10 protein-coding genes are annotated in these 12203 nt (G+C 67.5%); 4 read left to right on the top strand and 6 right to left on the bottom strand.

Features of this window, described 5'->3' with window-relative positions; translation table 11 throughout:
- Nucleotides 1-57 precede the first annotated feature (57 nt).
- The 3 genes from EJO71_RS07105 to EJO71_RS07115 are packed head-to-tail and all read left to right on the top strand — an operon-like array spanning nucleotide 58 to nucleotide 2821.
- Nucleotides 58-1086 (top strand): ABC transporter substrate-binding protein, encoded by a 1029-nt coding sequence (locus EJO71_RS07105; protein WP_125947478.1) that lies wholly within the window; start codon nucleotides 58-60, stop codon nucleotides 1084-1086.
- Nucleotides 1087-1088: 2 nt separating this feature from the next.
- A complete protein-coding gene (locus EJO71_RS07110; RefSeq protein WP_125947477.1) occupies nucleotides 1089-1916 on the top strand; it encodes an ABC transporter ATP-binding protein in 828 nt (275 codons plus the stop codon).
- A 32-nt stretch (nucleotides 1917-1948) separates the two neighbouring features.
- A complete protein-coding gene (locus tag EJO71_RS07115; RefSeq protein ID WP_125948042.1) occupies nucleotides 1949-2821 on the top strand; it encodes an ABC transporter permease in 873 nt (290 codons plus the stop codon).
- A 58-nt stretch (nucleotides 2822-2879) separates the two neighbouring features.
- Here EJO71_RS07115 and EJO71_RS07120 read toward each other — a convergent pair whose 3' ends face one another.
- From EJO71_RS07120 to EJO71_RS07135, 4 genes are all read right to left on the bottom strand, one after another.
- Complete coding sequence (locus EJO71_RS07120; protein WP_125947476.1) at nucleotides 2880-5018, bottom strand: TonB-dependent receptor; 2139 nt, start codon at nucleotides 5016-5018, stop codon at nucleotides 2880-2882.
- Nucleotides 5019-5081: 63 nt separating this feature from the next.
- The gene (locus EJO71_RS07125; RefSeq protein ID WP_125947475.1) at nucleotides 5082-5291 is read right to left on the bottom strand and encodes a hypothetical protein; all 210 of its coding nucleotides are present in this window, start codon (nucleotides 5289-5291) and stop codon (nucleotides 5082-5084) included.
- Nucleotides 5288-6490: a PepSY domain-containing protein gene (locus EJO71_RS07130; protein WP_125947474.1), complete on the bottom strand. Its 1203-nt coding sequence runs from the start codon at nucleotides 6488-6490 to the stop codon at nucleotides 5288-5290. Before EJO71_RS07130 ends, EJO71_RS07125 begins: the two co-directional genes overlap by 4 nt.
- Before the next feature lie 44 nt (nucleotides 6491-6534).
- Nucleotides 6535-8634, bottom strand: a complete 2100-nt coding sequence (locus EJO71_RS07135) for a TonB-dependent siderophore receptor (RefSeq protein ID WP_125947473.1) — start codon at nucleotides 8632-8634, stop codon at nucleotides 6535-6537.
- Nucleotides 8635-8814: 180 nt separating this feature from the next.
- On the opposite strand from EJO71_RS07135, the gene EJO71_RS07140 reads away from it, so the two are divergent.
- Nucleotides 8815-10416 carry a phospholipase D family protein gene (locus tag EJO71_RS07140; protein WP_125947472.1) on the top strand — a complete coding sequence of 534 codons (1602 nt, stop codon included), beginning with the start codon at nucleotides 8815-8817 and terminating at the stop codon, nucleotides 10414-10416.
- A gap of 12 nt (nucleotides 10417-10428) precedes the next feature.
- Here the strand turns inward: EJO71_RS07140 and EJO71_RS07145 are convergent, their stop codons facing one another.
- The gene (locus EJO71_RS07145; RefSeq protein ID WP_125947471.1) at nucleotides 10429-10959 is read right to left on the bottom strand and encodes an alpha/beta hydrolase; all 531 of its coding nucleotides are present in this window, start codon (nucleotides 10957-10959) and stop codon (nucleotides 10429-10431) included.
- A 117-nt stretch (nucleotides 10960-11076) separates the two neighbouring features.
- The gene (locus EJO71_RS07150) at nucleotides 11077-12069 is read right to left on the bottom strand and encodes a zinc-binding alcohol dehydrogenase family protein (protein WP_206168994.1); all 993 of its coding nucleotides are present in this window, start codon (nucleotides 12067-12069) and stop codon (nucleotides 11077-11079) included.
- Nucleotides 12070-12203: the final 134 nt, after the last annotated feature.

A 12203-nucleotide genomic window follows, 5' to 3' on the forward strand; every position in this document is an offset into this window, starting at 1 on the left:
GCGACAGGTCTCAGCTGCACGCGGACTTCCAATTCGATTCCAACACGGAGAGACACCATGTCCGCATCCCGACGCACCCTGCTGGCCGCAGCCCTGTGCACCGCCCTCGCCGCCACAGCCCCGCTCGCGCAGGCCGCCGATGCGCCGATCACCATCATGGTGGGCGGCATCAACAAGATCATCTACCTGCCGGCCAAGCTCGCCGAGACGCTGGGCTACTTCAAGGAAGAGGGCCTGAACGTCGAGCTGCAGTCGCAGCCGGCTGGCGTCGACGCCGAGAATCAGCTGATCGCCGGCGCCGTGCAGGGCGTGGTGGGCTTCTACGACCACACCATCGACCTGCAGAGCAAGGGCAAGGAGATCCAGGCCATCGCCGTGTTCTGCAAGGTGCCGGGCGAGGTCGAGCTGGTCTCGACCAAGGCCGCGGCCGCCGGCTTCAAGACCATGGCCGACGCCAAGGGCGGCAAGACGCTGGGCGTGACGGGCCTTGGCTCGTCCACCGACTTCCTCACGCGCTACCTGGCCGATCGTGCCGGCGTGGCCTCGAAGGAATACTCGCTGCTGCCCGTGGGCGCCGGCAACACCTTCATCGCGGCCATGAAGCAGGACCGCATCCAGGCCGGCATGACCACCGAGCCCACCGTGTCGCAGATGCTCAAGTCGGGCGACGCCAAGGTGCTGGTCGACCTGCGCACCGAGCCCGACACGGTGAAGGCGCTGGGCGGCCTCTACCCCGCGGCCAGCCTCTACGTGCAGAACACCTGGGCCGAGTCGCACAAGGCCGAGGCCACCAAGCTGGCGCGCGCCTTCGCACGCACCATGCAATACATCAGCACCCACAGCGCCGAGGACATCGCCGACAAGATGCCGCGCGACTACTACGGCAACGACAAGGCCCTGTACGTCGAGGCTCTGAAAGCCTCGCTGCCGATGTTCACCACCGACGCGAAGATGCCCGCCGGCGGCCCCGAGAACGTGCTGAAGGTGCTCGCCACCTACAAGCCGCTGGTCAAGAGCAAGAACATCGACCTGTCGAAGACCTACAGCAACGCCTACCTCTCGGCAGCGGCAGTGGCGGCGAAGTGACCATGCGCAACGGAACTCCCCCCAGCAGCAACGGCAACGGCAACGGCAGCACCGTGACCTCGGCCATCGACTTCAACGACGTGTCGCTGCGCTTCATCTCGCAGGACGGCAACGCCACCGTGGCGCTGCGCAACTTCAGCATGTCGGTGGCGCGCGGCGAGTTCGTCGCCATCGTCGGTCCCACGGGCTGCGGCAAGTCGACCACGCTGAACATGATCACCGGGCTGCTCAAGCCCACGGTGGGCGACGTGCGCGTGATGGGCCAGCCGGTGACCGGCATCGACCCGCGCATCGGCTTCGTGTTCCAGGCCGACGCGGTGTTCCCGTGGCGCAGCGTGGAAGACAACGTGGCCGCCGGCCCGATCTTCCGCGGCAAGCCGAAGAAGGAAGCCCTCGAACTCGCGAACGAGTGGATCCACCGCGTGGGCCTGGCCAAGTTCGGCAAGCACTACCCGCACCAGCTCTCGGGCGGCATGCGCAAGCGCGTGGCGCTGGCGCAGACCTTCATCAACAACCCCGAGATCCTGCTGATGGACGAGCCCTTCTCCGCGCTCGACATGCAGACCCGCACCCTGATGCAGGACGAGCTGCTGCAGCTGTGGTCGGGCAACGGCGGCAGTGTGGTGTTCGTCACGCACGATCTGGAAGAGGCGATTGCGCTGGCCGACCGCGTGTTCGTACTCTCGGCGCGCCCCGCCACGCTCAAGCGCGTCTACGAGATCGACCTGCCGCGCCCGCGCGTCATGTCCGAAGTGCGCTACGACCCGCAGTTCATCGAGCTGTCGCGGCACATCTGGGACGACCTGCGCGAAGAAGTGGTCATCCAGTGAACACCATGACGACAACAACGGCAACGAACACAATGACGCCCTCCTCCACCCCCACGGCGGCCGTGCTGCCCTCCTCGCTGAGCGACGCCGCGCTGGCGCGCGAATCCGAAATCGCGCAGGCGGCCATCCGCGGCCGGCGCCGCATGATCATCGCGCTGCGGCTGATCGTGCTGGTCGTCGCGCTCGGCGGCTGGGAAATCGCGGCCCGCCTGAAGTGGATCGACCCCTTCTTCTATTCGATGCCCTCGATGATCTACGACCAGCTCGTGGAGTGGATGCGCGACGGCACTTCGCAAGGCTCGCTGTGGATGCAGGTCGCGGTCACGCTGGAAGAAACGGTGATCGGCTTCCTGATCGGCTCGATCGCCGGCGTGCTGTGCGGCATCGTGCTCGGCCGCAACAAGCTGCTGTCGGATGTGTTCAGCCTCTACATCCAGATCGCCAACTCGATCCCGCGCGTGGTGCTGGGCTCGATCTTCGTGATCGCGCTGGGCCTGGGCATGGCCTCGAAGGTGGCGCTGGCGGTGGTGATGGTGTTCTTCGTGGTGTTCGGCAATGCCTTCCAGGGCGTGCGCGAGGCCGACAAGTACATGATCGCGAACGCGCAGATCCTGGGCGCCTCGCCGCGCCAGCTGACGATGTCGGTGGTGATTCCCTCGGCCATGTCGTGGATCCTGGCCAGCCTGCACGTGAGCTTCGGCTTTGCGCTGGTCGGTGCGGTGGTCGGCGAGTTCCTCGGCGCCAAGGAAGGCATCGGCCTGCTGATTTCCACCGCGCAGGGCGCCTTCAACGCCAGCGGCGTGTTCGCGGCGATGATCGTGCTCGCGGTGGTCGCGCTGGCGGCCGACTTCCTGCTGAGCTCGCTCGAGAAGCGCCTACTGAAGTGGCGGCCCGCGGCGTTCTGAGCACGCGACATCGAGCGAAACAACGGCGGGCATTGCCCGCCGTTTTTATTTCACCCCTTCAGAACCGGTAGGCACCGCTCAACCCGACCGTCCAGTTGCGACCCGGCGCCGGCTCGTAGTAGCGGCCGTTGCCTTCGTTGACGATCACCGAGCCCACGTAGCGCCGGTCGAACAGGTTGTCGATACGCGCGAAGGCGTTGAACTCCCAGCGCTCCCACTTCTTCAGGTAGCCCGCATACACCGCCGCTACGACATAGCCCGGCGCGCTCGCGGTGTTGACGTCGTTGGCCTGGATGCTGCCCAGCGCACGCATCTCGACGCCGGCGCGCCAGCCTTCGGGCGGCACCCACCCCAGCGACGCGAAAAGCGACTGCCGCGCGATGCCCGGAATTCGGTTGCCCGCCGCCACGGTGTTCGCTGCCGCGCATGGAGACGGCGAACAGAAGGCATCGCGGTAGGTCGCGTCCAGCCAGGTGTAGGCCAGCTGCGTGCGCCAGTGGTTCGCGGTCTCGTGCTGCCAGCCCAGCTCGAAGCCGTTGCGCTTCGTGCGGCCCGCGTTCTGGAAGGTGGCGCGGCCGCCGATGTTGGTGTCCGTCACGATCTCGTCGCGGGTGCGGGTCTGGAACAGCGCCGCCGTCAGCAGGCCGCCGGCAAGCCGCGCCTTGGCGCCGACCTCGATGCTGTCGTTGACCGACGGCCGCAGCGCGAAGTTGAGACCGCTCGCGCCGTTCGCACGGTAGGAAATCTCGTTCAGCGTCGGCGTCTCGAAGCCGCGTCCAATGGAACCGTACAACGCCAGGTCCTGCGTGGCCTGGTAGCGCAGCGAGGCCACCGGCAAGGTCTTGCTGTAGCGCGCGCTGCCGCTGTCGTCGCGGTTGGCCCCGACGATGTAGCGGTCCTGCGAGTTGAAGTGCACGCTGCTGCGGCGCACGCCGGCTTCGAGTGTCCAGCGATCGGCAAGGCGCCAGGTGGCTTGCGCGTAGGGGTCGAGGTTCCATGCCTCGTTGAGCTCGTTGCGCCGCAGCCGCCCCTGCACGCCGAGCACCGGCGCGGAAACCGGGCCGAGGTAGTTCTCGTAGCCTCGGCGCTTTTCGCGCAGGCTGTCATAGCCCAGGCCCGCCACCACCTCGAAGGGGCGGCCGGCCAGCGTGAACGCGCCGTTCCAGCGCAGGTCCACGCCGCCGTACTGCCGCGACAGGTCGATCACGCCTCCCGCATGCAGCGGGTTCTGCTGCGCCGACGGCGGGATCGACTGGAACTGCGTGGTCTTGCGCTGGCCGCCGTAGACCATGAGGCGCAGCCCCTGCGTGGCGTCGATGCGGTGTTCGTAGAGGAGGCCGACCTGCGTCTGCTCGACCGTCTTGCGGGTGTCGTACTGCGTCGCCAGCGGCGCGTTGCGCGGCGCCAGCGCGTACTGGTCGGCGGTGAGGCCCAATGGATCTTGCGCGTCGATGCGCACGCTGTTGAAGACCAGCGTGAGCCTGTCGCCGTTGTCGAGCGCGATACCGAGCTTGCCGTTGGCGATGTCGCGCCACGCGGCGCTGTGCTCGCGCCAGCCGTCGGTATGGAAGCGGCTCGCGTCGAGCAGGTAGTCGACCGCGCCCTGCGATCCGCTGACCTGCAGCGACTGCCGCCAGGTGCCGAAGCTGCCGCCCGCGAGCGAGTACGACAAACGGGGTGGGCCCTCCCCAGAGGCGGTGAAGGCCTGCACCACGCCGCCGGAAGAATTTCCGTACAGCGCCGAGAAGGGCCCGCGCAGGACCTCGATGCGGTCGAGCGAGCCGATGTCGATGTTCGAAGTCTGGCCCTGGCCGTCGGGCAGGGTCGCGGGAATGCCGTCCACGTACAGCCGCACGCCGCGCACGCCGAAGGTGGAGCGCGCGCCGAAGCCGCGGATGGACAGCTGCAGGTCCTGCGCATAGTTCATGCGGTTCTGCACCTGCAGGCCCGGCACCGCGCCGAGCCCCTCCGAAAGGTTGACCTGCAGGCGGCTGTCGCGCATCTCGTTGCCGTCGACGCGATCCACCGAACCGGGCACGTTGAAGGGCGCTATCTCGCCGCGAGGCGTGGACACGGTGATCTCGCGCAGGGTCGCAGCGCGGTCGTCAGGCTCCGGCTCCTGCTGGGCCTGCGCGGCCATCGGGGCTGTGAGCAGCAGGAGGCCGGCGGCGGCGGAAGCGACGGGCGCGATGTTCATCGCGCAGATTCTGCTTCGGCGCGCCGGCCGTGCGTGTCGCGGTGGCGCGACTCTCAGGGAAAACTAGGACTTGCCGGCCGGCGCCTTGCGCCAGCCGTACCAGGCGCACACCACGACAGGGATGCCCAGCGCGAACCAGGCGAGGACGTCGCCCAGCCCGCCGTCGCTGAAGAGCGCCGAGATCAGGCCGAAGACGGTGAGCAGGCCCAGCGTGATCGGCCAGCCCCACATGCGCCAGAAGCCGTGATGTTGATGATGTTGCTGCTGCTTCATGCCTGCGCCTTCATCGCCGGTGCCGGCTCCGGTTGCGCCGCGGTGCCGCCGGGCGCGTGCTGCTGCTCTTCATGCGCCCCGGCCTTCTTCGAAGCGGCCGGCACGGTGTTGCCCCGCTTGAGCCAGAGATACAGGCCGCTGCCCAGCACGATGATGGTCGCGATGTCGAGCAGCGCCCAGATGATCTGCATCGGCATGCCGCCGTAGTCGCCGAAGTGCAGCGGCTGCGACACCAGCAGCGCCCAGAGGTACCAGGGCAGCTTGGGCGACGCGGTCACCTCCGCCGTCTTGGCGTCCACCAGCACGGGCTGCAGGAGCTTCGAGGTGAAGGGCTCGCTGCCGCGCAGGAAGAAGGTCGTGTGGTGCGGGCTCGAGAACGATGTGCCCGGGAACGCGATGAACGACAGCTTCATGCCGGGGGCCGCCTGGAACGCGGCCTCCATCGAGCGCTGCACCGAGGCGCGCTCGTTCACCGCCACGACGGGCTCGTTCTTGTAGGGCGTCAGCAGCGCGCTGAGCTGGTCGTACTGCCAGTACTTGATGACCAGGTCGGCCCACGTGTTGATCATGCCGGTGGCGCCCACCACGAACACCCACACCAGCGTGACGATGCCCAGCAGGTTGTGCAGGTCGAGCCACTTCAGGCGCGGGCGCTTCTCGCGCCGCACCGTGCCGAAGTCGAGCTTGCGCATGAAGGGCGAATACAGCACCACGCCCGAGACGACGGCCACCAGCAGCAGCAGGCCCATGAAGCCGAGGAACAGCTTGCCCGGCAATCCCGCGAAGAGGTCGACGTGCAGCTTGAACATCACGTACATGAAGCCCTCGTCGAACTTCGGCTGCGCGAGCACCGCGCCCGTGCGCGCGTCGACCGCGACCGACTTGAAGTCGTCCGTGGGTTCCGGCGTGGGCGTGAGCGTGACGAACCACAGGCCGTCGTCGTCCTCGGGCTGCGAGGCGAACTGCACCACGCGGTCGGGGTGCTTCGCCTTCGCCACCTCGAGCACGCGGTCGAGGCTGATGTGCGGCGTGCCCGCCGGCATCTTCGGCGCCTCGACCTCGGTGCCCAGCAGGTGGCCGATCTCATGGTGAAAGATCAGCGGCAGGCCGGTGATGCAAAGCAGCAGCATGAACACCGTGCACACGAGGCTGCTCCACTTGTGCACCCAGGCCCAGGTCTTGATCTTTCGGCTGTTCATGTCGTGGCTGCTTTGTGTTCTGTTGGTGAAGGAGACGCTTCTTTCTAGAAGCGGTAGGTCGCGCTGGCGACGATGTTGCGGCGCGAGCCGTACCAGCAGTCGCCTCGCGACAGGCAGGTGCTGAAGTAGACCTTGTCCGTCACGTTGTTGATGTTGAGCGCATAGCGCCAGGCGGCGGTCTCGTAGGCGAACACGAGGTCGGCCAGCGCGACGCCCGGAATGCGCGGACCCACGCCCGACTGCATGTCGCGGAACGAACTCATCATGCGTACGCCGGCACCGGCCGAGAAGCCGTTCACGCCGCCGATCGAGAACCTGTACTTGGCCCAGACGCTCGCCTGGTGCTTCGGCAGGCCTTCGATGAGCGCGTCGGCGTCGGCGTAGTTGTAGTGGGCGATCAGGTCGAGGTTCGGGCCGATCGAGCCCTTGGCTTCCAGCTCGACGCCGCGGGTCCTGGTCTCGCCGAGCTGCGTGAACACCTTGGGCTGCGGTTCGGCGATCTGGTTCTTCTCGCGCAGGTCGTACACCGCGGCGCTGAAGGCCAGTGCGCGGTCCTTGGGCTCGTACTTCACGCCCGCTTCCCACTGCTCGCCGCGCAGCGGCTTGAAGATGCGCCCCTCGCGGGCCGACTGCGGCGTGAATGACTCGCTGTAGCTCAGGTACGGCGACCAGCCCGAAGGCGATGCGTACATCACGCCGAAGCGCTTGGTGGTGGCGCTGCTCGTGTCCGACTCGCTGCCCGCAGCGCTGGACACGGCCCTGTCGTGCCGCAGGCCCGCCACGAAGATCCAGTTGTCGAGCTTGATCTGGTCCTGCAGGTACAGGCCCGTCTGGCGCTGGCGGGTGCGCGGCCGCGCGTCGCGCACCGGCTCGTCGAGATGGCCGTAGACCGGCGCATAGACGTCGATGGTGTCGTAGGTCGTGCCGACCCAGACGTTCTCGCGCTGGCGCGCGAAGTCCGCGCCCACGAGCAGCGTGTGCTTCAGGGCGCCGGTCTGGAAGTGGCCCTCGAGGTGGTTGTCCATCGTCTGCGTGCGGTTGCGCGTGAGCGAGCTGTCGTAGTAGCGGCCCAGCACGCGCTTGAAGACCGGGTCGGTGGCGTCCCAGCTTGCGGCCCCCGCGAACGCGCCGCCGTAGTGGTAGCGGTTGTCGTTTTCGTTGCGTGCGTAGCGGAAGTTCTGGCGGAAGGTCCAGCTGTCGTCGAACTTGTGCTCGAACTGCCAGCCGAAAGTCCTGCGCTCGCTGTCGTAGTAGTCGCTCGGCTCGCCGATGAAGCGGCTGCTCGGCAGGCGCCCGTTCGGGTTCGGCAGCAGGGTGCCCTCCCACGGCAGGAACTGCGAGCTGCTGCCGCTCTTGTCCTTCTGCCAGAGGCCCTGCAGCGTGAGCGAGGTCATGGCGTTGGGCCGCCAGGTCAGCGAAGGCGCGATCACGCTGCGGTCGTCAGGTACGTAGTCGACCTGGGTGTCGGACTTGCGCTGCAAGGCGATCAACCGGTACGACAGGGAGCCGTCGGCATTCAGCGGACCGGTGAGGTCGGCCTGGATCTGCTTGCGGCCGAAGCTGCCGAACTGCACGCCCACCTCGCGCTGGGCTTCCTGCAGCGGTCGCTTGCTGACCATGTTGACCACGCCGGCGGCCGTGCCTGCGCCGAACAGCATGCCCGATGGGCCGCGCAGCACTTCGAGGCGCTCGAGCGTGTAGGGCTCGGTGCGGGTGGTGCTGGTGTAGTAGCCGTAGGCCTGGCGCAGTCCGTCGAGGTAGACGTCGGGGGTGGCGCCCCGTATCCGCATGGAGTCGGTGCGGGAGTCGAGCCCGTAGGCATCGGAACGAACACCGGCCGCGTAGTTCAGTGCGTCCTGCAGGTTGGTGGCGCCCTGGTCGACCATCTGGTCGCGCGTGACGACGGTCACGGACTGGGGCGTTTCCGACAGCGGCGTATCGGTCTTGGTGGCGGTGACCGCGTTCTTCGCGCGGTAGCCGATCACCGGCGTGGTCGCCGTCTCGGCCTCGGCACTCGCATCGACCCGCACTTCCGGCAGCGTGGCTGCATTCGTCGTCTGGGCCAGCACCTGGTGCTGCGTGTAGATCGCCAGACATCCCGCCAGCACCGTTACGGCCTTGCGCCGCGCCACCAACCTCTTCATTCTTGCCCTGCTCCTCGGAAATTATTAATAAGAACGATTCGCATTTTAAGCGTGACAAATTTCCGCTTCCCGGAATCACCGCCACCGATGAAGGGCGTTGCGTTGCGAAATTGCGTCTTCGGGCCGGAAGTGGACCGGCTACGATGCCGCCCGCACGCTCCCCGTGCGTTGGCAGCCTTCATGCTCAAGCTCATTGCCCTTCTGTTTCCCGCGCTGCGCGGTCCGGCTCTGCGGCTGACGGCCCTCCTGGCTGCCGTTGCGCTCACCGGCTGTGCCGGCCTTCCGCCGCGCACGCCCGAGCCGCCCACCCTGGCCATCGCGGCCTCGCCGGCCACCGAACTCGGCCGCGCGGCCATCAGCCTCAATTCCCCGCCGGACGGCCTGAGCAGCATGCGGCCGCTGATAGAGGCCTCCTTCGCGCTCGACGCGCGGCTGGAGCTGATGCGGCGCGCCAAGTCGTCGCTCGACATCCAGACCTACCAGCTCGGCAACGACAAGACCGGACGCCTGCTGCTGCGCGAAATGCGCAATGCCGCGCGGCGAGGCGTGCGCGTACGGCTGCTGCTCGACGACTTCTACACCGCCGGCATGGACCGCCTGCTGCTCGGCCTGGCCGCCGAGCCCAATGCCGAAGTGCGGCTCTTCAACCCCTTCGTGAATGCGCGCGACCACTCCTCGGGGCGCTGGCTGGAGTTCTTCACCGACTTCAGGCGGCTCAACCACCGCATGCACAACAAGCTGTTCGTGGCCGACGGCGCCATGGCCATCGCCGGCGGGCGCAACCTGGCGGACGAATACTTCCTGCGCAGCGAGAGCGCGAACTTCATCGATTTCGAACTGCTGCTGACCGGCCCGGTGGTGCCCGAGTCCGCCGCCATATTCGACACCTACTGGAACAGCGACGTGGTCTATCCCCTGCAGCGGGTGGCCAGCACCAGCCGCACGCCGCAGGCGCTGAAGGACGACTTCGAGCAGGCGACCTCCCCCGCCCACGCGCCGGCGCCCGACCCGCTGCCCATTACCGACGTGCTCGGCGACCTGCCGCTGGGCGCCCAGCTCGCCAACATCGACGAGGCCAAGTGGATGCGCGCCGAGGCGCATGCCTCCGCCGACAGTCCCAACAAGGCGCTGGGCGTCATGACGCATCCCACGCAGTCGCTGGCGCAGCGCTTTCACGAGATGCTGGCCACGGCCCAGTCGAACGTGGTGGTGATCTCGCCCTACTTCATCCCGGGCGACGAAGGCATGGAGCGCATCCGCATGGGCCGCGAGCACGGCGTGAACATCACGGTCATCACCAACTCGCTGGCCGACAGCGACGAGCCGCTGGTCAACATCAACTACAACCGCTACCGCGTCGACATGCTCAAGCTGGGCGTGAATCTGTACGAGGTCAGCACGCAGCAGCTCAAGCGCAGCGACCAGTTCCGCACCCTGCTCAAGAAGGCGCGCGGCCGCCTGCACGCCAAGCTGGCGCTGGTCGACAGGCAGTGGGTGCTGCTCGGCTCCATGAACCTCGACCCGCGCTCCGCCCGGCTGAACACCGAGTTCGGCGTGCGCGTGCGCAGCTTCGACCTGACGCAGGCGCTGCTCTTCGCCTACCAGCTCGACGACATCGAGGGCGTCTACCGCGTCACGCTCAAGCCCGACGGCCAGAACGTGCAATGGGTGGGCACCGGCGACGTCAACAACGAGGTGCTCGACAGCGAGCCCGATTCCAGCATGCTGACGCGGCTGCAGCTGCTGCTGTTCTCGTGGTTCGTGCCGACGGACCAGCTCTAGCCTGCCGGCGGTTCAGAGCAACCGCTGCAACAGCCGATAGCCATCAGGCCAATCGCCAAGGCCGCTCGCGGCATTGATGTGCCCGCGCGCGCCCACCTCGACGAACTCGCTGCCCCACGCTCGTGCGCGCTCGTTCGCGTAGGCCGCGCTGCCATACGGATCGTCACTGCTGGCCACCACGATGCTCGGAAACGGCAGCCGGTCGGACGGCAGCGGCTCGAAGCCCAGCGAGGTGTCCGCCGGAAAGGCAGCCGCCTGAGGATCGGGGACCGCGACGAGCAAGGCGCCTCGGATCCGCGGCGTGCACCGCGCCGCCCAGTGCGCTACGGCCAGGCAGCCCAGGCTGTGCGCGACGACCACCAGATCGCTGCCCAGCCCACCTGCCTGCCGATCCAGCGCCGAGACCCATTCGTCGCAAACCGCGAGATCCCAGTCATCGACCTGCAGCCTGTGCCACTCCGGCCGGGCCGACTGCCAGATGCTCTGCCAATGCGCAGGGCCCGAATTGCCGTGTCCAGGCACGACAAAGACTGGATTCTCCATTCGCGATTCTCCCGTTGAGCGATGCGCTTCAGTCTATGAAGCGCGACCGCCCGGCCGGAAGGGCAAGGCATTCGAAGACGCGACCGGAAACCTTCAAGTCATCGGCGGCGTGGTCTGCTACACGGCCACCACCAGCTTGCCCGCCGCGCTGTTGCTCTCCATCTTCCTGTGGGCCTCGACGATCTCGTCGAAGCCGTACACATGGTCGATGGGTACGGCGAGCCTGCCCGCGCTCACGCCGTCCAGATAGCTCTGGAGCACCGAAGCCGGCAGGTCGGAAGCATCGCCGGAATACGCGCAAAGCCGCACGAGGTTCCTCAGGTAGCCGATTGGATAGAAGTCCTTGACCAGCCACTCGTTCGACAGCATTCCGGTGAAGCAGACGACGCCCCTGGGCCGCACCGCGCGCAAGGTGTCGGGCAGCGTAGGCGTGCCGACCAGTTCCAGTGCGAGATCCACGCCGCCCGGCACGATCTTGCGAACCTGCGAAGCCACGTCGCCGTCATCGACGATCACATGATCGACCCCGGCAGCCGTGAGCACCTCCCGCTTCCCGGGATTGCGCGTCGTCGAAAAGACCAAGAGGCCGCGCTGCCTGGCCAGAATGGCGGTGGCGAGGCCGACCGACGAAGTTCCACCTCGCACCAGGATCGACTGGCCCGGCTGCGCATCGAGCGCGTTGACCAGCGAGCCGTAGGCCGTCTGCAGCATCTCGGGCACCGCGCCGAGCGTGCTCCAGGGAAGCTCGCTCCTGAACGGAATCACCTGGCTTGCCGGCACGCAGGTGTACTCGGCATAGCCGCCGTCGTAGGTGCGCCCCATGTTCCCCATTACCGCAACCACTTGCTGATCGACCGCGAACTCGCCTCCGGGGCACGCGGCCACCTGCCCGCAAGCTTCGATGCCGAGCACGCGGGGGAAGGTCACGCCTTCCGCAAGCCCCAGCCGCGTATGAAGCTCCGACCGGTTGAGGCCGAAGGCGCGGACTCTGATGAGCACCTGCCCATCGAGCGGCACCGGCACGGGCAGCTCGCGATAGCGCAGCGCCTCGGGTGGGCCGGGCGCGTCCAGCACGATGGCCCGCATGGTCCTGTTGGCGGATTCGCTCATGGTGTTCTCCAGCAGTGGTGTGATGGGTGCCGGCGCGTTGCCGCGCCGCGCATCCTGAAAAGATATCGGCAGTCGCCGGCCATCATCCGGGCTGCCGCGCTTTGCCACAAGGCGTTCCGCCTCCGTTTCGCGGC

The sequence above is a fragment of the Variovorax sp. 679 genome (genome assembly GCF_003952185.1).
Lineage (GTDB): Bacteria > Pseudomonadota > Gammaproteobacteria > Burkholderiales > Burkholderiaceae_C > Variovorax.

What these genes read in the sequence shown, in the direction of transcription:
- EJO71_RS07115 (WP_125948042.1), top strand. Translation starts at nt 1,949, where the DNA reads ATGACGCCCTCCTCCACCCCCACGGCGGCCGTGCTGCCCTCCTCGCTG.
- EJO71_RS07125 (WP_125947475.1), bottom strand. Translation starts at nt 5,291, where the DNA reads ATGAAGCAGCAGCAACATCATCAACATCACGGCTTCTGGCGCATGTGG.
- EJO71_RS07105 (WP_125947478.1), top strand. Translation starts at nt 58, where the DNA reads ATGTCCGCATCCCGACGCACCCTGCTGGCCGCAGCCCTGTGCACCGCC.
- EJO71_RS07135 (WP_125947473.1), bottom strand. Translation starts at nt 8,634, where the DNA reads ATGAAGAGGTTGGTGGCGCGGCGCAAGGCCGTAACGGTGCTGGCGGGA.
- EJO71_RS07145 (WP_125947471.1), bottom strand. Translation starts at nt 10,959, where the DNA reads ATGGAGAATCCAGTCTTTGTCGTGCCTGGACACGGCAATTCGGGCCCT.
- EJO71_RS07140 (WP_125947472.1), top strand. Translation starts at nt 8,815, where the DNA reads ATGCTCAAGCTCATTGCCCTTCTGTTTCCCGCGCTGCGCGGTCCGGCT.
- EJO71_RS07110 (WP_125947477.1), top strand. Translation starts at nt 1,089, where the DNA reads ATGCGCAACGGAACTCCCCCCAGCAGCAACGGCAACGGCAACGGCAGC.
- EJO71_RS07120 (WP_125947476.1), bottom strand. Translation starts at nt 5,018, where the DNA reads ATGAACATCGCGCCCGTCGCTTCCGCCGCCGCCGGCCTCCTGCTGCTC.
- EJO71_RS07130 (WP_125947474.1), bottom strand. Translation starts at nt 6,490, where the DNA reads ATGAACAGCCGAAAGATCAAGACCTGGGCCTGGGTGCACAAGTGGAGC.
- EJO71_RS07150 (WP_206168994.1), bottom strand. Translation starts at nt 12,069, where the DNA reads ATGAGCGAATCCGCCAACAGGACCATGCGGGCCATCGTGCTGGACGCG.